We start from the raw sequence: 22,949 nt of genomic DNA on the forward strand, positions 1-22,949 counted from the left end.
GGCCTGGGATCTATTGCGGTCTCAAGTCTGCCTTTGCGAGCAAGCCCGCTCCCACATCGACCGATGTACGCCGGTCAAATGTGGGAGCGGGCTTGCTCGCGAATGGCTTGACGCCGAATTCAGGGCTTAGCGGCGACCCAAAGCCGCGTCTCCACGACTGCCCGACACCTTGCGGCAGTGCACCAGCGCATCGCGAATCATGAAGTTGACCAGGGTCGGCGAGACGCCGAGTTCCTTGGCGATGTCCTTTTGTGGCACGCCGTGCAGACGATACATCTCGAAGGCGTAGCGGGTGCGGCTGGGCAGTTCGGTCAGCGCGTCGGCGATGTGTTCTAGCGTCGAGAAGTTGATATGCGAGGTTTCCGGCGAAGCGCCTTGAATGACCACATTCAACCCTTCCTCTTCGGGACCCGAGTACTTCTGTTCCAGCGCCTGTTTACGGTAGTGATCGATGGCGAGGTTGCGCACGATCTGGAACAGGTAACTCAATTGCGCCTTGATCGACGACGTGATCGGCGGGGCCGACTGCAAGCGGAAGAACGCATCCTGCACCACGTCTTCGGCGCGTGAACGGCAGCCGGTAATGCGTGCTGCAATCTTCACCAGAATCAGTCGATTGTCGACGAAGGCCTGAAGTAGCGGTGAATCGCACCTGCTTGTGGATACTTGTTCCGTCATGGAAATCACCTTGCTGCCAATAGGTTAGTGGGACGCCTGGGGGACGGGGCCGTCCTACACATCGAGCGACAAATTATGTTGAATGATAATGATTGTCAATTGAGAAAGAGAACTAATGCTCCGTAAAGGTGCGAATCGAGAACTGCGACACACCGCCACACCCCAGCCCCATTGGCGATCCAGCCTGCCGACTAATTATTTCAAGACGTCATCCGTTCTCATTGGTGAATGGTTCCGGGTACCGAGCCCCGGCCAGACAGCATTCCGATGCCTTGCGCGGTCGGCACAGACCGCGCCCTGCACGCCCTCGACCGGCGTGACGCAGCAACCCGATTCCACTTAGCAAGCCGAATTCAGGCAGGAAACCTCATGACCGACGCGTTCGAACTCCCCAGCACTCTGGTCCAAGCCCTCCAGCGCCGTGCGGCACAGACGCCGGATCGCCTGGCCCTGCGCTTTCTCGCCGAAACCGAGGAGCAGGGCGTGGTGCTCAGTTACCGCGAACTGGATCAACGTGCGCGCACCATTGCCGCCGCGTTGCAGAGTCAGACTGAATTCGGCGATCGTGCGGTGCTGCTGTTTCCCAGCGGCGCGGATTACGTCGCGGCGTTTTTCGGCTGCCTGTACGCTGGGGTGATCGCGGTGCCGGCCTATCCGCCGGAGTCCGCCCGTCGGCATCACCAGGAACGCCTGCTGTCGATCATCGCCGACGCCGAACCGCGTCTGCTGCTGACCAGCGCCGACCTGCGCGATGCCTTGCAGCAAATCGACGGCGCGCCGCCGTTGCTGTGCGTCGATACCCTCGACAACACTCTGGCCGAGCGTTGGGTCGAACCGGCTCTGCCGCAAGACCACATCGCCTTCCTGCAATACACCTCCGGTTCTACTGCGCTGCCCAAAGGCGTGCAGGTCAGCCACGGCAATCTGGTGGCCAACGAGCTGCTGATTCGCCACGGTTTCGGCATCGACGTGAACCCCGACGACGTGATCGTCAGCTGGCTGCCGCTGTACCACGACATGGGCCTGATCGGCGGATTGTTGCAGCCGATTTTCAGCGGCGTGCCGTGCATCCTGATGTCGCCCGCGTACTTCCTCGGTCGCCCGTTGCGCTGGCTTGAAGCGATCAGCCAATACGGCGGCACCATCAGCGGCGGGCCGGATTTCGCCTACCGTCTGTGCAGCGAGCGGGTCAGCGAATCAGCACTGGAACGCCTCGACCTGAGCCGCTGGCGCGTGGCCTATTCCGGCTCCGAACCGATCCGTCTTGACACCCTTGAGCGCTTCGTCGAGAAGTTCACCCCGTGCGGCTTCAGCGAAGACAGCTTCATGGCGTCCTATGGTCTGGCCGAGGCGACCTTGTTCGTCGCCGGCACACCGCGTGGCACCGGTATTCCTGCTCTGCGTGTCGATGATCAGGCGCTGGCGCAAAACCGTGCCGAGCCGGGCAACGGCAGCCCGATCATGAGTTGCGGCATCAGCCAGCCGGAACATGCGGTGCTGATCGTCGAGCCGGTCACGCTGAACGAACTGGCTGACAATCTCGTCGGCGAAGTCTGGGCCGCCGGCCCGAGCATCGCCCACGGCTACTGGCGCAACCCCGAGGCCAGCGCCAAGACTTTCGTTCAGCACGCCGGTCGCACCTGGCTGCGTACCGGTGATCTGGGCTTCATTCGCGACGGTGAACTGTTCATCACCGGTCGCTTGAAAGACATGCTGATCGTGCGTGGCCACAACCTCTATCCGCAGGACATCGAGAAGACCGTCGAGAACGAAGTGGAGGTGGTGCGCAAAGGTCGCGTCGCGGCATTCGCGGTTTCTCAGGACGGCGAAGAGGGCATCGGCATCGCCGCAGAAATCAGCCGCAGCGTGCAAAAAATCCTGCCGCCAGAAGCACTGATCAAAGCCATTCGCCAGGCAGTGGCCGAGGCCTATCAGGAAGCACCGAGCGTGGTGGTGCTGCTCAACCCGGGCGCGCTGCCGAAGACGTCCAGCGGCAAGTTGCAACGCTCGGCGTGCCGCAATCGTCTGGTCGACGGCAGCCTCGACAGCTACGCGGTGTTCCCGTCCACCGAGCTGCAAGGTACCGAATCGACCCTGGCGGCTTCCGAGCTGGAAGCCCTGATCGGCAAGATTTGGGCCGAGCAACTCAATGTCAAACAGGTCAACGCCGACGACCACTTCTTCCTGCTCGGCGGCAACTCGATTGCCGCCACGCAAGTGATCGCCCGGGTCCGCGAAGAACTGGCGCTGGAGTTGAACCTGCGCCTGCTGTTCGAAGCGCCGACCCTGTCCGCGTTCGCCGCTGCCGTGGCGCAGCAGCAACAGGACGGCGGCAACGCCCAAGGCGCAATCAACGCCTTGTCGCGCAGCGAAGCACTACCGCAATCGCTGGCGCAGAACCGACTGTGGATCACCTGGCAACTCGACCCGCACAGCAGCGCCTACAACATCCCCGGCGCCCTGCGTCTGCGTGGCGAGCTGGACGAAGAGGCGTTGCGCGCCAGCTTCCAGCAACTGATCGAACGCCACGAATCGCTGCGCACACGCTTCTTCGAACGCGACGGCGTAGCGCTGCAACAAGTCGACGCCGCACCTGAATTCAACCTGCAACTGATCGACATCAGCGACCTGCCGGCGCACGAGCGTGAAGCCCGCGCGCAACAGATCCGCGAGGACGAGGCGCGCACTCAGTTCGATCTGGAAAAAGGCCCGCTGCTGTGGGTGACGCTGGTACGCCTCGATGACGAAGATCATCAGCTTCTGGTTACCCTGCATCACATCATCGCCGACGGCTGGTCGCTGAACGTGCTGATCGACGAATTCTCGCGCCTGTACGCTGCGGCATCCCAAGGCCAGCGCGCCGAACTCGCGCCGCTGCCCACTCAATATGCCGACTACGGCAGCTGGCAGCGTCAATGGCTGGCGCAAGGCGAGGGGGAGCGGCAACTGGCGTACTGGAAAGCGCAACTGGGCGCTGAACATCCGGTGCTGGAACTGGCCACCGACCATCCGCGTTCGGCCAGACAATTGCACAGCGCCGCGCGCCACAGCGTGCGCCTCGGTGTCAGCCTGAGCGACGCGATCAAGCAGACCGCGCAAGCGCATCAATCGACGCCGTTCATGCTGTTGCTCTCGGCGTTCCAGAGCCTGCTGCACCGCTACAGCGGTCAGCGCGATATCCGCATCGGCATTCCCAACGCCAACCGTCCGCGTCTGGAAACCCAGGGCTTGATCGGCTTCTTCATCAACACCCAGGTGCTGCGTGCCGAGGTTGATTCGCGGCTGTCGTTTATCGAGTTGCTGGCGCAGACCCGCGAGGCTGCACTGGGTGCGCAGGCACATCAGGATCTGCCGTTCGAACAACTGCTCGAAGCGTTCCCGCAGGCTCGCGAACAAGGTCTGTTCCAGGTCATGTTCAACCACCAGCAACGTGACTCGAGTGCGCTCAAGCGCCTGCCGGGGCTGCTCGCCGAAGAGCTGCCGTGGCACAGCCGCGAAGCCAAGTTCGATCTGCAACTGCACAGCGAAGAAGATCGCAACGGGCGCCTGACCCTGTCCTTCGACTACGCCGATGAACTGTTCGAAGCAGCGACCATCGAACGTCTGGCCGAACATTTCAGCAACCTGCTGCGCGCGGTCTGCGAGCAGCCGCAACAGGCAATCGGCGACCTGCCATTGCTGACTCCGTGCGAGCAGGAACAGCAACAAGCGTGGAGCGTCGCCCCGTGCACCCCGGCGCAGCAATGGCTGCCAGAACTGCTTAACGAACAGGCGCGGCAAACTCCGGATTGCACCGCACTGGTGTGGGACGGCGGCAGTCTCGATTTCGCCGAGTTGCACGCCCAGGCCAACCGCCTCGCGCACTATCTGCGCGACAAAGGCGTCGGCCCGGATGTGTGCGTGGCAATTGCAGCCGAGCGTTCGCCACAACTGCTGATCGGCCTGCTGGCGATCATCAAGGCCGGTGGCGCCTATGTGCCGCTGGATCCGGATTATCCGGCCGAACGTCTGGCCTACATGCTCAGCGACAGCGGTGTCGAATTGCTGCTGACTCAGACTGCATTGCTCGACCGTCTGCCGGCCAGTGACGGCGTCAGCGTGATCGCCATGGACGCGTTGCACCTGGAAAACTGGCCAAGTCAGGCACCGGGTCTGCACCTGCACGGTGACAACCTTGCCTATGTGATTTACACCTCCGGCTCCACCGGCCAACCGAAAGGCGTCGGCAACACCCACGCTGCGTTGGCCGAACGTCTGCAATGGATGCAGAACAGCTATCGCCTGAACGACAGCGACGTGCTGATGCAAAAGGCGCCGATCAGTTTCGACGTGTCGGTGTGGGAGTGCTTCTGGCCGCTGATCACTGGCGCGCGTCTGTTGATCGCCGGCCCCGGTGAACACCGCGATCCGCATCGCATCGCGCAACTGGTGCAGGAATACGGCGTGACCACGCTGCACTTTGTGCCGCCGCTGCTCGCGCTGTTCATCGACGAGCCGCTGAGCGCCGAATGCACCAGTTTGCGCCGGGTGTTCTCCGGCGGTGAAGCGTTGCCGGCGGAACTGCGCAACCGCGTGCTGGCGCAGCTGCCGGCGGTGCAACTGCACAACCGTTACGGCCCGACCGAAACCGCGATCAACGTCACCCATTGGCACTGCACCACGGCCGATGGCGAGCGCTCGCCGATTGGCCGGCCGCTGGGCAACGTGATCTGCCGCATTCTCGATGCTGATCTCAACCCCGTGCCGGTCGGCGTGCCGGGTGAACTGTGCATCAGCGGCATCGGTCTGGCCCGGGGTTACCTTGGTCGTCCGGCACTGACTGCCGAACGTTTCGTGGTCGATCCACTGGGCGAGCAGGGCGCACGGCTGTATCGCACCGGTGACCGTGCACGCTGGACCGCCGACGGTGTGATCGAATACCTCGGGCGCCTCGATCAGCAGGTCAAGCTGCGGGGTTTCCGCGTTGAGCCGGAAGAAATCGAAGCGCGGCTGCTGGCCCAAGACGGCGTCGCCCAGGCCGTGGTGCTGGTGCGTGAAACCGCAGCCGGCGCGCAACTGATCGGCTACTTCACCGCTGTCGATGCCAGCGAAGATCAGCACGCGCAGATCGCCCATCTGAAAACTGCGCTGGCCGCCGAGCTGCCGGAATACATGGTCCCGGCGCAACTGATGCGCCTGGACGTAATGCCCCTGAGCCCGAGCGGCAAACTCGACCGTCGCGCCTTGCCCGAGCCGCAGTGGCAAGTGCGTGAGCACGTCGAACCGGCCACCGAGCTGGAACAACAAATCGCCGCGATCTGGCGTGAAGTGCTGGGTCTGCCACGGATCGGTCTGCGTGACGACTTCTTCGCCCTCGGCGGGCACTCGTTGCTGGCCACGCAAATCATCTCCCGCAGCCGTCAGGCCTGTGACGTCGAGTTGCCGTTGCGTGCCTTGTTCGAGCACAGCGAACTCGGCGATTTCGCCGAACAGATCCGCCTGATCCAGGCCAGCGGCCAGACCAACCAACAGCCGCCGATTGCCAAAGTCGATCGCCGCCAAGCCGTACCGTTGTCGTACTCGCAACAGCGCATGTGGTTCCTCTGGCAGATGGAACCGGACAGCCCGGCGTACAACGTCGGCGGCATGGCGCGCCTGCGCGGCGTGTTGCACGTCGAGCATTTCGAGGCAGCCTTGCAGGCGTTGATCCTGCGCCACGAAACCTTGCGCACCACGTTCCCGAGCGTCGATGGCGTGGCCCGTCAGCAGGTGCATGCCGAGACCGGCGTGCGCATGGGCTGGAAAGATTTCTCGAAACTGCCGGCTGACCAGCGTGAACAGCAGGTCCAGCAACTGGCCGATGACGAAGCGCATCTGCCGTTCGATCTGGAAAGCGGCCCGCTGCTGCGTGCCTGTCTGGTGAAGACCGCCGAGCACGAGCATTACTTCGTGCTGACATTGCACCACATCGTCACTGAAGGCTGGGCGATGGATATTTTTGCCCGCGAACTCAGCGCGCTGTATGAGGCGTTCGTCGATGAGCGCGATTCGCCGCTGGAACCGCTGCCGGTGCAGTACCTCGATTACAGCGTCTGGCAACGACAGTGGCTGGAGTCCGGTGAGCGTCAGCGCCAGCTCGACTACTGGACTGCGCAACTGGGTCGCGAACATCCGTTGCTGGAACTGCCCGGCGACCGTCCGCGTCCGCCGGTGCAAAGCCACCAGGGTGAGCTGTTCCGTTTCGACCTCAGTGATGATCTCGCCGCCCGCGTCCGGGCGTTCAATGCGCAGAACGGTCTGACCCTGTTCATGACCATGACCGCTGCGCTCGCCACCTTGCTCTACCGCTACAGCGGCCAGACCGACCTGCGCATCGGCGCGCCGGTGGCCAACCGGATCCGCCCGGAAAGCGAAGGGTTGATCGGTGCATTCCTCAATACTCAGGTACTGCGTTGCCAGCTCGACGGGCAGATGTCGGTGGGTGAGTTGTTCGAGCAAGTGCGCCACACGGTGATCGAGGGCCAGTCGCATCAGGATCTGCCGTTCGATCATTTGGTCGAAGCGCTGCAACCGCCACGCAGTGCGGCGTACAACCCGCTGTTCCAGGTGATGTGCAACGTGCAGCGCTGGGAATTCCAGCAGAGCCGCATGCTCGCCGGGATGACCGTCGAGTACCTGGCCAACGATGCGCGAGCGACCAAGTTCGACCTCAATCTGGAAGTCACCGACCTCGATCATCGCCTCGGTTGCTGCCTGACCTACAGCACCGATCTGTTCGATGAACCGACCATTGCGCGCATGGCCAAACATTGGCGCAACTTGCTGGAAGCGTTGATCGCCGATCCGCAGCAGCGTCTGAGCCAATTGCCGCTGCTCGATCCGACTGAACAACAGCAGTTGCTCGACAGCCTCGGCGTTGAACCGGGCGAGCGTCGTCTCGATCAGTGCATTCATCATCTGTTCGCCGAGCAGGCGCTGGCGCGCAAAGACGCGCCGGCTCTGACCTTCGCCGGACAGACCCTGAGCTACGCCGAACTCGACGCTCGCGCCAATCGCCTGGCCTGGGCCTTGCGCGAGCGTGGGGTCGGTCCGCAAGTGCGGGTCGGTCTGGCGCTGGAGCGTTCGCTGGAAATGGTCGTCGGTCTGCTGGCGATCCTTAAGGCGGGTGGCGCTTATGTGCCGCTGGATCCGGAATATCCGCTCGACCGTCTGCACTACATGATTGAAGACAGCCGCATCGGTCTGCTGCTCAGCGACCGGGCGATGTTCAACGCCCTCGGCGAATTGCCGTCGAGCGTGGCGCGCTGGTGCCTGGAAGATGACAGCGCGGCGCTGGCGGATTACCCGGTCAGCGAATTGCCATTTATCAGCCTGCCGCAGCATCAGGCCTATCTGATTTACACCTCGGGCTCGACCGGCAAGCCGAAAGGCGTGGTGGTGTCCCACGGTGAAATCGCCATGCATTGCCAGGCGGTGATCGAACGCTTCGGCATGCGTCCGGACGACTGCGAACTGCACTTCTATTCAATCAACTTCGACGCCGCCACCGAGCGTCTGCTGGTGCCGCTGCTCAGCGGCGCGCAAGTGGTGCTGCGGGCGCAAGGGCAGTGGGACGCGGAAGAAATCTGCGCGTTGATCCGTACGCATAAAATCAACGTGCTCGGTTTCACCCCGAGCTACGGCAGTCAGTTGGCGCAGTTCCTGGCCACGCAAAACCAGGTTCTGCCGGTGCGGATGATCATCACCGGCGGCGAAGCGCTGACCGGCGAACACCTGCAACGGATTCGCGCCGCGTTCAAACCGAGTCTGTTCTTCAACGCCTATGGCCCGACTGAAACCGTGGTCATGCCGCTCGCCAGTCTTGCGCCGGAGGTTTTGGAAGAGGGCGCCGGCAGCGTGCCGATCGGCAGCGTGATCGGTGACCGTGTGGCGTACATTCTTGATGCCGAGCTGGCGTTGGTACCGCAAGGCGCGACCGGTGAATTGTTCGTCGGCGGCGCCGGTCTGGCCCAGGGTTATCACGACCGTCCGGGCATCAGCGCCGAGCGTTTCGTGGCCGACCCTTTTGCCGCCGATGGCGGACGCATGTACCGCACCGGCGATCTGGTGCGCCAGCGTGCCGATGGGCTGGTGGAGTACCTGGGGCGGATCGACCATCAGGTGAAAATCCGTGGTTTCCGCATCGAGCTGGGTGAGATCGAAACCCGTCTGCTCGATCACGCTTCGATCCGCGAAGCGGTGGTGCTGGCGCTGGATGCGCCGAGCGGCAAGCAACTGGTGGGCTACCTGGTCAGCGACGTTGCCGAGCTGGGCGAAGCGCAACAGGCCGAACTGCGTGAAGCACTGAAGTCGCACCTCAAGGCGCAATTGCCGGACTACATGGTGCCGACGCATCTGATCCTGCTGGCGAGCATGCCGCTGACCGCCAACGGCAAACTCGACCGTCGCGCCTTGCCGGCGCCGGATCCTGAGTTGAATCGTCAGGACTACGTCGCCCCGAGCAATGAGCTGGAGCAGATCCTGGCGCAGATCTGGTGCGAAGTGCTTAACGTCGAGCAGGTCGGTCTCAACGACAACTTCTTTGAACTGGGCGGCGACTCGATTCTGTCGATTCAAGTGGTCAGCCGGGCGCGGCAGCAGGGCATTCATTTCAGTCCACGGGATCTGTTCCAGCATCAGACGGTGCAGACCCTGGCCGCTGTCGCCAGCCGCAGCGAGCAAGTCACTGCCGAGCAGGGACTGGTGCTCGGTGCGTCGGCCATGACGCCGATCCAGCACTGGTTCTTCGACACGGAAATCCCGGAGCGTCAGCACTGGAACCAGGCGCTGCTGCTGGAGCCGAGCGTGGCGCTGGAACCGCATCGTCTGGAGCAGGCGCTGCTGGCAGTGATCGAACAGCACGACGCCTTGCGTCTGCGCTTCACCCAGGCCGGCGATCAATGGCAGGCCACGCATCAATCCGTGTCCGATGGCGAGGTGTTGTGGCAAGTGCGTGTAACGTCGATGGACAAGTGCGCAGCGCTGTTCGCCGATGCTCAGCGCAGTCTCGACCTGCAAAACGGCCCGCTGCTGCGCGCCTTGCTGGTGGATGGTCCCGAAGGGCAGCAACGGCTGTTCATTGCGATCCATCACCTGGTGGTCGACGGTGTGTCGTGGCGCGTTTTGCTCGACGATCTGCAAACCGTGTATCGCCAGCTCGAGGCCGAGCAGTCGGTGAAACTGCCGGCGAAAACCAGCGCCTTCAAGGATTGGGCGGCACGTTTGCAGGCCTATGCCGGCAGCGAATCGTTGCGTGAAGAACTGAACTGGTGGCAGACGCAACTGGCCGGGCAGAACGCCGAACTGCCGTGCGAAAACCCGCAGGGCGGACAGCAGAATCGTCACGCGCAAACCGTCAGCGTGCGCCTGGATTCCGAGCGTACCCAACAACTGCTGCAACAGGCACCGCGCGCCTACCGCACGCAGGTCAACGATCTGCTGCTGACTGCGCTGGCACGCGTGCTGTGCCGCTGGAGCGGGCAGCCGTCGGCGCTGATTCAACTGGAAGGCCACGGCCGCGAAACCCTGTTCGACGAGATCGACCTGACTCGCACCGTCGGCTGGTTCACCAGCGCCTATCCATTACGCCTGACCCCGCACAACATCGAAGAAGCCGCCGGGCAGGGCGCTTCGATCAAGGCGATCAAGGAGCAACTGCGCGCGGTACCGCACAAAGGCCTCGGCTATGGCGTGCTGCGTTATCTGGCCGATGACCTCAGCCAGCGCAGCATGGCGGCGTTGCCGAACGCCCCGGTGACCTTCAACTACCTCGGCCAGTTCGACCAGAGTTTCGCCAGCGATGCGCTGTTCCGTCCGCTGGATGAATCGGTCGGTGCGGCCCACGATCCGCAGGCGCCGTTGCCCAACGAGTTGAGCATCGACAGTCAGGTGTACGGCGGCGAATTGCTGCTGCGCTGGACCTTCAGTGCCGAGCGCTACGAGGCGCAAACCATCAACGATCTGGCCGACGCCTACCTCGGCGAGCTGCAAAGCCTGATCGAACATTGCCTGCAAGACACAGCCGGAGGCCTCACACCGTCGGACTTCCCGCTGGCGAAACTGACCCAGGCGCAACTTGATGCACTGCCGGTGCCGGCGGCGCAGATCGAAGACGTCTATCCGCTGACGCCGATGCAGGAAGGCATGTTGCTGCACACCTTGCTCGAACCGGGCACCGGTCTGTACTACATGCAGGATCGCTACCGCATCAACAGCGAGCTGGATCCCGAGCGTTTCGCCCAGGCTTGGCAAGCGGTGGTCGCCCGTCATGAAGCGTTGCGTGCATCGTTCTGCTGGAACGTCGGCGAAGACATGCTGCAAGTGATTCACGCCCCGGGGCGCACGCCGATCGAGTATCTGGATTGGAGCGCCATCGCCGAGGACGAGCAAGAACCGAAGCTGCAGGCGCTGCTGAAGAGCGAGCGCGAGGCCGGGTTCGATCTGCTCAATCAGGCACCGTTCCACCTGCGCCTGATCAAGGTCGGCGCGGCGCGCTACTGGTTCATGATGAGCAACCACCACATCCTGATCGATGCCTGGTGCCGTTCGCTGCTGATGAACGATTTCTTCGAGATCTACACTGCTCTTGGTGAAGGTCGCGAAGCACAGTTGTCGCTGCCGCCGCGTTACCGCGACTACATCGGCTGGCTGCAACGCCAGAGCCTGGCCGAGGCGCGCCAGTGGTGGCAGCAGAACCTGCAAGGGTTCGAACGCACCACACCAATCCCGAGCGACCGACCGTTCCTGCGCGAACACGCCGGCGAAAGCGGTGGCATGATCGTCGGTGACCGCTACACCCGTCTCAACGTTGAAGATGGCGTCCGGTTGCGCGAGCTGGCCCAGGCTCATCAACTGACCATCAACACCTTCGCTCAAGCGGCATGGGCCTTGGTGCTGCGCCGCCTGAGCGGTGATCGCGACGTGCTGTTCGGCGTCACCGTGGCCGGGCGCCCGGTGGAAATGCCGGAGATGCAACGCACCGTCGGCCTGTTCATCAACAGCATTGCGCTGCGGGTGCAGATCCCGGCGGACGATCAGCGTGCCAGTGTGCGCCAGTGGTTGAGCGCTCTACTCGACAGCAACATGCAGTTGCGCGAGTACGAATACCTGCCGCTGGTGAACATCCAGGAGCAGAGCGAACTGCCGAAAGGCCAACCGCTGTTCGACAGTCTGTTCGTGTTCGAGAACGCGCCAGTGGAAGTCTCGGTGCTGGACCGAGCGCAGAGTCTCAACGCGACTTCGGACTCCGGCCGTACCCACACCAACTTCCCGCTGACGGCGGTGTGCTACCCGGGCGATGACCTCGGCCTGCATCTGTCCTATGACCAGCGCTACTTCGACGAATCGACGATCGAGCGCATGCTCGGTGAGTTCAAGCGCCTGCTGCTGGCACTGGTCGATGGCTTCCATGGCGACATGGCTGATCTGCCGCTGCTGGGCTTTGATGAGCAGGACTTCCTGCTGCACGGCTGCAACCAGAGCGCCCACGATTATCCGCTGGAGCAGAGTTACGTGGCGCTGTTCGAAGCGCAGGTCGCGGCGCATCCGCAGCGCATCGCCGCCACTTGCCTTGATCAGCAACTGAGCTATGCCGCGCTCAACCACAACGCGAACCGTCTCGGCCATGCACTGATTGCGGCCGGGGTGCAGATGGATCAACCGGTGGCGCTGCTGGGCGAGCGTAATCTCGATCTGCTGGGGATGATCATCGGCAGCTTCAAGGCCGGTGCCGGTTACCTGCCGCTGGATCCGGGCCTGCCGAGCCAGCGTCTGCAACGGATCATCGAGCTGAGCCGCACGCCAGTGCTGGTGTGCAGCGAAGCCTGCCGCGACCAGGCGCAGACCTTGCTCGATGAGTTCAGCTGCGCCAACCGCCCACGGCTGTTGGTCTGGGAAGAAGTGCAGGCGCTGGCGACATCGCTGCAGAACCCGGGAATCTACAGTGCCCCGGACAACCTGGCCTACGTGATCTACACCTCGGGTTCGACCGGTCTGCCGAAAGGCGTAATGGTCGAGCAGCGCGGCATGCTCAACAACCAGTTGAGCAAGGTGCCGTACCTGCAACTGACGGACGCCGACGTGATCGCGCAGACCGCTTCGCAAAGCTTCGATATTTCGGTATGGCAGTTCCTCGCCGCGCCGCTGTTCGGGGCGCGGGTGGACATTGTGCCGAACACTATCGCTCACGATCCGCAGGGGTTGCTGGTACATGTGCAGGCGCAGGGCATCACCGTGCTGGAGAGCGTGCCGTCGCTGATTCAGGGCATGCTCGCCTCGGAGCGCCTGAGCCTCGACGGCCTGCGCTGGATGCTGCCGACCGGTGAAGCAATGCCGCCGGAACTGGCGCACCAGTGGCTGCTGCGTTATCCGCAGATCGGTCTGGTCAACGCTTACGGCCCGGCGGAATGCTCCGATGACGTGGCGTTCTTCCGTGTGGATATGGCTTCGACTCGCGGCAGCTATTTGCCGATCGGTACGCCGACCGACAACAACTTGCTGTATCTGGTCGATGGCGCGCTGGAACTGGTGCCGTTGGGCGCGGTGGGTGAGTTGTGCGTGGCCGGGACCGGTGTCGGTCGCGGTTACGTCAGCGATCCGCTGCGCACTGCGCCAGTGTTTGTGCCGAACCCGTTCGGCGCGCCGGGCGAGCGTCTGTATCGCACCGGTGACCTCGCGCGGCGGCGCAGCGACGGGGTGCTGGAGTACGTCGGCCGGGTCGACCATCAGGTGAAGATTCGCGGTTACCGGATCGAACTGGGTGAAATCGAGGCGCGTCTGCATGAACAGCCGGAAGTCCGCGATGCGGCGGTCGGCGTGCAGGAAGGCGTGAATGGCAAACATCTGGTCGGCTATCTGGTCGCGGCGGATTCGGCACTCAACCCGAGCGAACGTCTGGAGCGGATCAAGCAGCGCCTGCGCAGCGAGTTGCCGGAATACATGGTGCCGCTGCACTGGTTGTGGCTCGATCATCTGCCGCACAACGCCAACGGCAAACTCGACCGCAAGGCCTTGCCGGCGCTGGAGATCGGCCAGTTGCAGAGCGAGGATTACCTGGCCCCGCGCAACGAGCTGGAGCAGACCCTGGCCGATATCTGGGCCGAGGTGCTCAAGGTCGACAAGGTCGGGGTGCGCGACAACTTCTTCGAGCTGGGCGGACATTCATTGCTGGCCACGCAGATCGCCTCGCGGGTGCAGAAAACCCTGCAACGCGATGTGCCGCTGCGGGCGATGTTCGAGTGCAGCACGGTGCAGGAACTGGCCGAGTACATCGAAGGCCTGGCGGCCGGTGACATGACCGAGGACAAGGTGGATCGCTTGAATGATCTGATGGCGGAGCTGGAGGGGCTTTGATTCTCTAGTGCCTGCACTGGCCCTTTCGCGAGCAAGCTCGCTCCCACATTTAGTACTGTGTACGCAGAACCAATGTGGGAGCGGGCTTGCTCGCGAAGGCGTCAGTAGCATCAACACACACCGCATCATTTCCTAGGTTGACGATCATGAACCGGCAGCTCAGTCTGCCGGTTCTCTTTTTTCTCTCGGGGGTGGTCGATGCCTTTCTTCACGGTTGACGGACAAGCGCTGCACTACATTGATCAAGGCACCGGTCCGGCCGTGTTGCTGGCGGGCAGTTATCTGTGGGACACGGCCATGTGGGCGCCGCAGATCGCTGCGCTGTCGCCGCACTATCGGGTGATTGCGCTGGACCTGTGGGGCCATGGCGAATCCGGGCGCTTGCCGCCAGGCACCACCTCGCTGGATGACATCGCACGACAGGTCGCGGCCTTGCTCGATCACCTGCAGATCGAGCAGATAACGCTGGCGGGGCTGTCGGTTGGCGGCATGTGGGGCGTGCGTCTGGCGTTGTCGGCACCGCAGCGGATCAACGGGCTGGTGCTGCTCGACACCTACGTCGGCGTGGAGCCTGAGCCAACCCGTCAGTACTACTTCTCGCTGTTCAAGCAGATCGAGGAAAGCGGCGAGATCTCCGAACAATTGCTCGACATCGTGGTACCGATCTTCTTCCGCCCGGGCATCGATCCGCAGTCGGCGCTGTATCAGGACTTCCGCGCAAAACTCGCGGCGTACACCGCGGATCGCCTGCGCGAAAGCATCGTGCCGATGGGGCGGATTACGTTCAGCCGTGATGACCTGTTGCCGCGTCTGGGCGAATTGAATGCGGCGACCACGCTGGTGCTGTGCGGCGATCAGGACAAACCGCGACCGCCGTCGGAGGCACAGGAAATGGCTGAATTGATCGGGTGTCCGTGGGTGCTGGTGCCGGAGGCGGGGCATATCTCCAGTCTGGAGAACCCGGCGTTTGTCACCGGGGCGTTGCTGACTTTCCTGAACGAGCGCAATCGTTAAAGCGTGTCATCGTTCTTTTCGCGAGCAAGCCCGCTCCCACAGTGACCGCGGTGATCCCTGTGGGAGCGGGCTTGCCCGCGAAGAGGCCAGATCAGGCAATAACGAATCCGGACTTATTTCGGCCCGAGAATTTTCGCCAACTTGTCCGGCGAAGGCGCCCCTTGCTGCTGTTGCAGCTCACCCTTGTCATCCATGTAGAAAATCGCCGGCGTCGCCTGCAGCTCCAGGTCTTCCATCAACTGCATGTTGGCGGCCAGTTTGGTCTGCACCGCTTTTGGAATGTCTTTTAATGGCTTGAGGGTGCTGGCCTTGCCGGCCTTCTCGTGATCTTCCAGGGCCTTGGTCGGATCTTTTGCCGCCAGTAGCGCGGCGGATTTCGCCGGGCTGTCTTCGCGGATGATCCCGACCATGATGTGCCGCAGTTGCACTTTGCCGGCCTTGACCCATGGTCGCGCCTGTTCCCAGAACATGTTGCAGTACGGGCAGTTCGGATCGCTGAACAGGTACACGGTGCGCGGCGCATCCTTGTTGCCGTCCTGAATCCAGTTGCTGGCTTCGAACTTGCCCCAGATTTCCTTGGCCATCGGCGCATAGACCAGTTTCTGCAACGGCTCGCTGCTCAGATCCTTGCCGTCGGCGTCGTACAGATTGCCGAGCAACACGTGTTTCCCGTCCGGCGTCAGGTACAGCGCCATGCCACGGTTCTGGTACTGCGCCGCATAACCGCGCAAGCCGTCCGGGGCGTCGAACTGGCCGACGATTTTTGCGCCCTTGGCCTCGATCTGCTTGATCGCGGCGGGCAATTCTTCGGCGGCCTGCACCGACGGCAGGTGCAGCAGGGCAGTGCCCAGAGTCAGCGTCAGCAGGTGGCGGAGGCGGGGCATGGCAGTTTCCTTGCAGAGGTCGCCGGGGCGGCGGTTGGATTCGGGATATCGAAGTTTTCCAGGGCGCGGGCCAGACTGGCGTTCGACAGTTCGCCCAGGTGGCTGCTCAGCAAGCGACCGTCAGGGCTATAGAACAGCGTAGTCGGCAGCGCCATGGAACCCACGGCCTGACCGAGTCGGCCGCTGCGGTCGAACAGCACGTTGTTCAGGCTCAGGCCCTGGGTTTCCAGGAAGGTGGCAACGCTTTGCATGCTTTCGGCCTGATTGACGAACAGAAAGGTCAGGTCCGGGCGTTGTTGTTGAGCATTTTCCAGCACCGGCATCTCACGCCGGCACGGCGGGCACCAGGTTGCCCACAGGTTGATCACCAGTGGACCGCCCTGATAATCGCTGAGCTGGATGGTCTCGCCTGCGGCGTTGCGCAGGGTGATTTCCGGCAGGCGCGTGCCTTGTTCGTAGATGTTCAGTGACAGGGTCGCCAACAACCAGAACAGCACACCGCTGGCCACGCCAAAGCCCAGTGGCCGACGCAGACCCGGGCGGCGCCAGCCGCGATAGAGAGCGGCGAGCAACAGCACGACCACTCCCGGCCAGGCGAGGAAGCCGCCGTCGCGCAGGTCGATGATCTGCCACGGATCGTTGCGATAGTGGCCCCAGTACAGGGCGACAAACGCCACGCGTGCCGCGAGCATGCCCAGCAGGAACAGGCTGAACAGCGCCGACTCGGGGTTATCGCCGCCGCGCTTGGCCACCCGCCAGCCGACAAAGGTCGCCAGCGCCAGGGCACTGATCAGCAGCAGGTGGTTAAGCGCGATGGCAAAGGTGCCGAGGGTGAACGTCAGCATTTAATTGGCGTCTCGGGTAGTGGCCCAGCGTTGCAGGAACGTCTCGGCATCCACCTCACCGGTGATGCGCTGGCTACGTCGTTCTTCGCCGTCGGTGCCGATCCAGACAAAACTCGGTGGCCCCGGGACTTTGTAGCGGCCGAGCAGCTCGCGGCTGGCGGCATTGTCGGCGGTGACGTCGAGGCGCAGCAGGCGCACATCGCTGAGTGCCTGCATCACCTTGTCCTTGCCGAACACTTGTTTCTCCATGACTTTGCACGACACGCACCAGTCGGCGTAGTAATCGAGCAGCACCCACTGGCCCTGAGCCTTGGCGCTATCCAGTTCGCGCTGCAGGGCGGCCGGATCCTTGATCGTGGTGAACGCGTCATGCCCGCTCGGCGTGGTGCTGGCGACCCGCCCGGCGCTGTACACCTGCAAGGGCTGATACGGGTCGTCACTGCCACCGGCAGCACCGATCAGAAGCAGGCTGCCCCACAGCCCGAGCAGCAACGAACTGGCGCCGAACACCTGGGCAACCCGACCGAAACCTTCCGATTGCTTCCAGGCGCAGAACGCCGCGATCAGCAGCAGCGCGCCACACAGGCCCAGCCACAGCGACGAGTCCAGCACCGGGCGCAACATCAGCAGTGCGGTCGCGAGGAACAGGAAACCGAAGATGCCCTTGAGCAGGTTCATCCACGCGCCAGGCTTTGGCAGGAAGCGATTGCCGACGGTCACCAGCAGCAACAGCGGCACCCCGATACCGATGCCCAACGCGAACAGAATCAAGCCACCGTGCAGCGCATTGCCGCTCTGCGCGATGTACAGCAAAGCGCCGGCCAGTGGCGCGGTCATGCACGGGCCGACCAACAGACCGGACAACGCGCCGAGCACCCCGGCACCGATCAGGCTGCCGCCGCTGCGACTGCGCGAAGCGTGTTCGAGGCGGTCACGCAGGGCCACCGGCAATTGCAATTCAAAGAAACCGAACATCGGCAGCGCCAGCACCACGAACACTGCTGCAAATGCACCGAGCAGCCATGGATTTTGCAGCCACGCCTGCAGGTTGGCGCCGAGCAGCGCGGCGATCACCCCCATCGCCGCATACACCAGCGCCATGCAGATCACATAGCTGCTGGCCAGGGCGAAACCACGACGCGGTGTCGCACCGCTGCCGACAATCATGCCCGCCAGAATCGGCAGCATCGGCAACGAACACGGGGTAAACGCCAGCAACAGGCCGAGGCCGAAGAACACCAGCAGGCTCCAGCCCAGCGCCCGTTGTTGCAGGCTGCTGGCCAGGGCCTGATCCGGTGCTTCAGCGCTGGTTGTTGGCGTGGCTTTGCCGCCCAGATCGATGACCCGGGTCTGCGGCGGATAACACAGGCCGGCATCGGCGCAGCCCTGGTAACTGACCTTGATCTGACCGCTGGCCGAGGCCGGAATTTTTACCTCCAAGCCCTGGCGATACACCGGTTGTTCACCGAAGAACTCGTCGCTGTGTGACTCACCCTCGGGCAACGCCGGCTGTTGGTCGGCCGTCAAACCGTCGAATTTCAGGCGTTTCTGGTACAGGTAATAGCCGTCGGTGATTTGCCAGAACAGCTGGGTTTCCCCCGATTCAAGGCGTTCGGAAGTCAGCACGAAGGCTTTGTCGACCGGCAGAAACTCCGGTTTGGTCTCGAATGGATTGTTTCCCGCCTGGGCCAGGCCGGAGATCAGCAGTGCAAACAAAAGAAAAAAATGACGCATGGAGGAGCCTTGTCCCTGTGCAAGTGTGGGCACAATGGTGGATGGCGATTAACCGATGATTAACCGTCACGCCCTTGTCGCTGTGGCGTTGGGCGCCATAATGTCAGCTTAATCGGCCAACGGCCTAATCGGCTTTTTTCTACGGGACTGATCATGCACGTACTGGTTTGCGAAGACGATGAACTGATCGCCAGCGGTATCGTTGCCGGTCTCACGGCGCAGGGCCTGACGGTCGAGCACGTCAACACCGCCTCGAAAGCACGGGCGATGCTCAAGGTCGCCGAATTCGACGTGATGGTGCTCGATCTCGGCCTGCCCGACGAAGATGGCCTCAAGTTGCTGCAACAACTGCGTCAGCAGGGCCTGGAAATTCCGGTGTTGATCCTGACCGCACGCGACTCGGTCACTGACCGGGTCGATGGCTTGCAGGCCGGGGCTGACGATTACCTGCTCAAACCCTTCGATCTGCGTGAACTGTTCGCGCGTCTGCAAACCTTGCTGCGCCGGGTCGCCGGGCGCAGCGTCAACCTGATCGAACACGGTGCACTGACCTACGATCCAAGCAGCCGCGAAACCACGTTGGCCGGGCAACCGGTGGACTTGTCGCGCCGCGAGCAATCGCTGTTGCAGGCGCTGTTGCACAACCGTGGCCGGGTGCTGTCCACCGAGCAGTTGAAGGACAGCGTCTACGGTTTCAATGACGAGTTGGAGAGCAACGCGCTGAACGTGCATATCCATCACCTGCGCAGCAAACTCGGCAAGGGCATCGTCGAAACCGTGCGCGGTCTGGGTTATCGCCTCGGGCCGGCCGATGGTGGAGAGCAACAGAAGTGATGAGTCTGCGTCTGCGCCTGAGTCTGACCCTCGGCGCCGCGTTCGCCCTGATCTGGGCGCTGGCCGCGGCCTGGATGCTCAGCGACTTGCGCAATCAGATGATGTTTTCCCTTGACCAGCGGCTGGTGGCCTCGGCGCGCATGGTCGCCGGGCTGCTGGAACAACTGCCGGCGCTGCCGAGCAAGGGCGAGGGCACCCATTTCAGTGCCGAACAATTGAACATTCCCGGTGGCATGGCCTGTCAGGTCAGTTCGTTGCGCGGGGAAATTCTGGCCCGCAGCCACAGCAGCCCCGAGCAAACCCTCGAAGCGGAAAAAATGGGCTTCCACGATCAGATGATCGATGGCGCGCCGTGGCGCAGTTTCACTCTCGCGCGGGGCGACGTGCGGATCACCACGGCCGATCGGCAGATCGAACGCGAAGCGCTGAACATGTCGATCCTGCTGGCGGCCTCGGTGCCGGTCGGCGTAGCGTTGCTCGGTTGTCTGTGCCTGTTGTGGTTGGGCATCGGTCAGGGCCTGGCGCCGCTCAATCGACTGCGCGAGGCGCTGATGCGACGCAATGCCGACTCGCTGGAACCGTTGCAATTGCAATCTTTTCCCAGCGAACTGAAACCGTTGCTCGATACGCAGAACCAGCTGTTCCAGCGCATCGGCAAGACCATCGAACGCGAACGCCGCCTGACCGGCGACGCCGCCCACGAACTGCGCAGCCCGTTGACGGCGATCAAGACCCACCTGCAAGTGGCACGCATGACCGAAGGCAGTGCCCGCGATCAGTCGCTGGCACGGGCCGAAGAGGGCGCCGACCGCATGCATCGCACGCTGGAGCAACTGCTGTTGCTGGCGCGGGTCGAGGGCAGTCTGTCGTTCGATGACGGCGTGCAATGCAGCGCCGAACAGGTGGCGAAACTGGCGATGCAGGATGCGGCCGGCGGCGAGCGTCAGCGCATCAAACTGCAATTGCCCAAGCAGCTCTCCAGCGCACCGGTGCAAATGCCGGCGGTGCTGTCGATTGCCGCGTTGCGCAATCTGCTCGACAACGCCCTTCGCCATACCCCGGCGGACGCTGAGGTGGAGCTGAGTCTGGAAACCGTCGGTCAGCGCGCCCGTTTTGTGGTGCGCGACCACGGGCCGGGGATTGCGGCGGAAGATCTGCAGCACCTGACCCAACGCTTCTGGCGCAACGGCCAGAGTACCGGCTGCGGTCTCGGCCTGGCCATTGTGCAAGCCATCGTCCAGCGCTGCGCCTGCACCCTGCATTTCGACAGCCGTCCGGATGGCTTGCGCGTCGAGCTGACCATGCCGCTGCAACCTGCCTGAACCGGCAAAAATCCTCTGTGGGAGCGGGCTTGCTCGCGAAGACGGCGTGCCAGTCAGCGACGTATCGACTGACCGGACGCCTTCGCGAGCAAGCCCGCTCCCACAATTGGGATTTGTGGTGTGGCACATCAAATGTAACGTCTGTGCGTTGGTGATTTGGCAATGGCGGCGTTAAGGTCTGGGCTGCTCTGACTCAATGGATTGAGGGAACGCGCCATGGAAGCAACGATCTGCATTCGTCCGGCGAAACCTGCCGACGCCGGCCTCATCAGTCGCATCATCGAGCGTTCGATTCGCGTCGGTTGTGTGCTTGATCACCGCAACGATCCGCAACTGGTCAGCCACTGGATTGACCGGCAATCCGCCGACATCATCAGCGCGCGCCTTGCCGACCCGCATTGCTACCTGAACATCGCCTTGTTGCAGGACAAACCGGTGGGTGTCGGCATGGTGACCAGTAGCGGCGACATCGGCTTTTGTCATGTGCAGCCGGAATGGTTTCGCCGTGGTGCAGGCCGCGCCCTGATGAGCGAACTGGAAGGCTGGCTGCGGATTCGCGGTGTGGCGCGGGCGTGCATCGCCAGCACACGCACCGGCGCAGCTTTTTATCGACATCTGGGCTACTGCGACTCGGCGCTACCCGCCAGCGATCAGGGCCTGCACCGCGTTACGCTGCACAAGTTGTTGCCATTGCCTGGCTGACATCTCGATCAAGGGTCTAAATCCTCGCCCCGCTTAAGCGTTTCCAGAACAGGAAAACCTGCATGTGCGCCCCGCGACCGGAACGCGCACCTGTGCGGTGTGCTGTTTTGGTCACTATCCATAGCGTATTGAGGGGTCGAGAGATGTCAGTCGCCACCAGCCTTATCGAAGAGTCGTCGGCCCGGATCACTGCCGCGCCGGCCGAAGTTCTGTATCAGTTCAACGAGTCACCGCTGCTGGCCCGGCAGAGTCAGCAGGAGTCCAACGCCCGCAGCTACCCGCGACGCATTCCGCTGGCACTCAAGCGTGCCAAAGGCCTGTATGTCGAAGACGTTGAAGGTCGTACGTTTATCGACTGCCTGGCTGGCGCCGGCACTCTTGCGCTGGGACACAATCACCCGGTGGTAATCGAGGCGATCCAGCAAGTGCTGGCCGATGAGCTGCCGCTGCACACCCTCGACCTGACCACGCCAGTGAAGGATCAGTTCGTCCAGGACCTGTTCGGTTTACTCCCGCCAGCACTGGCGGCCGAGGCGAAAATCCAGTTCTGCGGCCCGACCGGTACCGATGCGGTGGAAGCCGCGCTGAAACTGGTGCGCACCGCCACCGGGCGCAGCACCGTGCTGTCGTTCTCCGGCGGTTATCACGGCATGAGCCAGGGCGCCTTGAGCCTGATGGGCAGCCTGGGGCCGAAAAAGCCGCTGGGCGCCTTGCTCAGCAACGGTGTGCAATTCATGCCGTTCCCTTACGACTACCGTTGCCCGTTCGGTCTCGGCGGCGCGGCCGGGGTCAAAGCCAACCTGAGTTACCTGGAAAACCTGCTCAACGATCCTGAGGCCGGCGTGCAGTTACCGGCGGCGGTGATCGTCGAAGCGGTGCAGGGCGAGGGCGGGGTGATCCCGGCCGATATCGAGTGGCTGCGCGGCTTGCGTCGGATCACCGAGAAGGCCGGTGTGGCGCTGATCGTCGACGAGATCCAGAGCGGTTTCGCCCGCACCGGCAAAATGTTTGCCTTCGAACACGCCGGCATTGTCCCTGACGTGGTGGTGTTGTCCAAAGCCATCGGCGGCAGCCTGCCATTGGCGGTGGTGGTTTATCGCGACTGGCTCGACACCTGGCAACCGGGCGCCCATGCGGGCACGTTCCGTGGCAATCAGATGGCGATGGCCGCCGGTTCCGCGGTGATGCGTTATCTGCTTGAGCACAAGGTCTGCGAACACGCCGCCGCCATGGGCGAACGCCTGAGCGAACACCTGCGCATCCTGCAACGCGACTTCCCGCAACTGGGCGACATCCGCGGTCGTGGTTTGATGCTCGGTGTCGAACTGGTTGACCCGAACGGCGCGCCGGACGCCCTCGGTCATCCACCCGCGTTCGCGCGTCTGGCACCGCTGGTGCAGCGTGAATGCCTCAAGCGCGGGCTGATTCTCGAGCTGGGCGGCCGGCATGGCGCGGTGGTGCGCTTCCTGCCGCCGCTGGTGATCACCGCCGCCGAAATCGACCGCGTCGCCGAGATCTTCGGCCGGGCCTTGGCCGCCGCCACCGCCGAGTAAATTTTTCGCAGCGCC

10 protein-coding genes are annotated in these 22,949 nt (G+C 63.1%); 6 read left to right on the top strand and 4 right to left on the bottom strand.

From position 1 onward, the window contains the following. Nucleotides 1-126 precede the first annotated feature (126 nt). The gene (locus CKW11_RS09790) at nucleotides 127-678 is read right to left on the bottom strand and encodes an RNA polymerase factor sigma-70 (protein WP_095137343.1); all 552 of its coding nucleotides are present in this window, start codon (nucleotides 676-678) and stop codon (nucleotides 127-129) included. Between the two features lie 369 nt (nucleotides 679-1,047). Between CKW11_RS09790 and CKW11_RS09795 the strand changes: the two genes are divergently transcribed. Both CKW11_RS09795 and CKW11_RS09800 read left to right on the top strand, forming a co-directional pair. Next, nucleotides 1,048-14,046, top strand: a complete 12,999-nt coding sequence (locus CKW11_RS09795; RefSeq protein ID WP_095137344.1) for a non-ribosomal peptide synthetase — start codon at nucleotides 1,048-1,050, stop codon at nucleotides 14,044-14,046. Nucleotides 14,047-14,244: 198 nt separating this feature from the next. After that, entirely contained in the window at nucleotides 14,245-15,060 is an 816-nt protein-coding gene (locus tag CKW11_RS09800; protein WP_095137345.1) for an alpha/beta fold hydrolase, read from the top strand. A gap of 113 nt (nucleotides 15,061-15,173) precedes the next feature. Here CKW11_RS09800 and dsbG read toward each other — a convergent pair whose 3' ends face one another. From dsbG to dsbD, 3 genes are read right to left on the bottom strand one after another with little or no spacing between them, the layout of a single operon-like run. Continuing rightward, nucleotides 15,174-15,944 carry a thiol:disulfide interchange protein DsbG gene (dsbG, locus tag CKW11_RS09805; RefSeq protein ID WP_095137346.1) on the bottom strand — a complete coding sequence of 257 codons (771 nt, stop codon included), beginning with the start codon at nucleotides 15,942-15,944 and terminating at the stop codon, nucleotides 15,174-15,176. Next, nucleotides 15,920-16,789, bottom strand: a complete 870-nt coding sequence (locus tag CKW11_RS09810) for a TlpA disulfide reductase family protein (RefSeq protein ID WP_095137347.1) — start codon at nucleotides 16,787-16,789, stop codon at nucleotides 15,920-15,922. Before CKW11_RS09810 ends, dsbG begins: the two co-directional genes overlap by 25 nt. Next, entirely contained in the window at nucleotides 16,790-18,523 is a 1,734-nt protein-coding gene (dsbD, locus tag CKW11_RS09815) for a protein-disulfide reductase DsbD (protein WP_095137348.1), read from the bottom strand. It abuts the gene before it with no gap. A 153-nt stretch (nucleotides 18,524-18,676) separates the two neighbouring features. Between dsbD and CKW11_RS09820 the strand changes: the two genes are divergently transcribed. The 4 genes from CKW11_RS09820 to CKW11_RS09835 all read left to right on the top strand — a co-directional run bounded on the left by CKW11_RS09820 (nucleotide 18,677) and on the right by CKW11_RS09835 (nucleotide 22,934). Further along, nucleotides 18,677-19,357, top strand: a complete 681-nt coding sequence (locus tag CKW11_RS09820; RefSeq protein ID WP_007969056.1) for a response regulator — start codon at nucleotides 18,677-18,679, stop codon at nucleotides 19,355-19,357. Continuing rightward, entirely contained in the window at nucleotides 19,357-20,679 is a 1,323-nt protein-coding gene (locus CKW11_RS09825; protein ID WP_095137349.1) for an ATP-binding protein, read from the top strand. The genes CKW11_RS09820 and CKW11_RS09825 overlap by 1 nt, the downstream gene beginning before the upstream one ends. Before the next feature lie 216 nt (nucleotides 20,680-20,895). Next, the gene (locus tag CKW11_RS09830) at nucleotides 20,896-21,381 is read left to right on the top strand and encodes a GNAT family N-acetyltransferase (RefSeq protein WP_095137350.1); all 486 of its coding nucleotides are present in this window, start codon (nucleotides 20,896-20,898) and stop codon (nucleotides 21,379-21,381) included. Between the two features lie 143 nt (nucleotides 21,382-21,524). Then, on the top strand, nucleotides 21,525-22,934 hold the full coding sequence (locus CKW11_RS09835; RefSeq protein ID WP_095137351.1) for an aspartate aminotransferase family protein: 1,410 nt from the start codon (nucleotides 21,525-21,527) through the stop codon (nucleotides 22,932-22,934). The last annotated feature ends 15 nt before the right edge of the window (nucleotides 22,935-22,949 follow it).

The organism is Pseudomonas sp. Irchel s3a10, from assembly GCF_900187525.1.
GTDB classification, from domain to species: Bacteria; Pseudomonadota; Gammaproteobacteria; order Pseudomonadales; family Pseudomonadaceae; genus Aquipseudomonas; species Aquipseudomonas koreensis_G.

Excerpts from the sequence above, each read along its gene's own strand:
- CKW11_RS09795 (WP_095137344.1), top strand. The coding sequence starts at position 1,048 with ATGACCGACGCGTTCGAACTCCCCAGCACTCTGGTCCAAGCCCTCCAG.
- CKW11_RS09800 (WP_095137345.1), top strand. The coding sequence starts at position 14,245 with ATGCCTTTCTTCACGGTTGACGGACAAGCGCTGCACTACATTGATCAA.
- CKW11_RS09820 (WP_007969056.1), top strand. The coding sequence starts at position 18,677 with ATGCACGTACTGGTTTGCGAAGACGATGAACTGATCGCCAGCGGTATC.
- CKW11_RS09835 (WP_095137351.1), top strand. The coding sequence starts at position 21,525 with ATGTCAGTCGCCACCAGCCTTATCGAAGAGTCGTCGGCCCGGATCACT.
- CKW11_RS09790 (WP_095137343.1), bottom strand. The coding sequence starts at position 678 with ATGACGGAACAAGTATCCACAAGCAGGTGCGATTCACCGCTACTTCAG.
- CKW11_RS09825 (WP_095137349.1), top strand. The coding sequence starts at position 19,357 with ATGAGTCTGCGTCTGCGCCTGAGTCTGACCCTCGGCGCCGCGTTCGCC.
- dsbD (WP_095137348.1), bottom strand. The coding sequence starts at position 18,523 with ATGCGTCATTTTTTTCTTTTGTTTGCACTGCTGATCTCCGGCCTGGCC.
- dsbG (WP_095137346.1), bottom strand. The coding sequence starts at position 15,944 with ATGCCCCGCCTCCGCCACCTGCTGACGCTGACTCTGGGCACTGCCCTG.
- CKW11_RS09810 (WP_095137347.1), bottom strand. The coding sequence starts at position 16,789 with ATGCTGACGTTCACCCTCGGCACCTTTGCCATCGCGCTTAACCACCTG.
- CKW11_RS09830 (WP_095137350.1), top strand. The coding sequence starts at position 20,896 with ATGGAAGCAACGATCTGCATTCGTCCGGCGAAACCTGCCGACGCCGGC.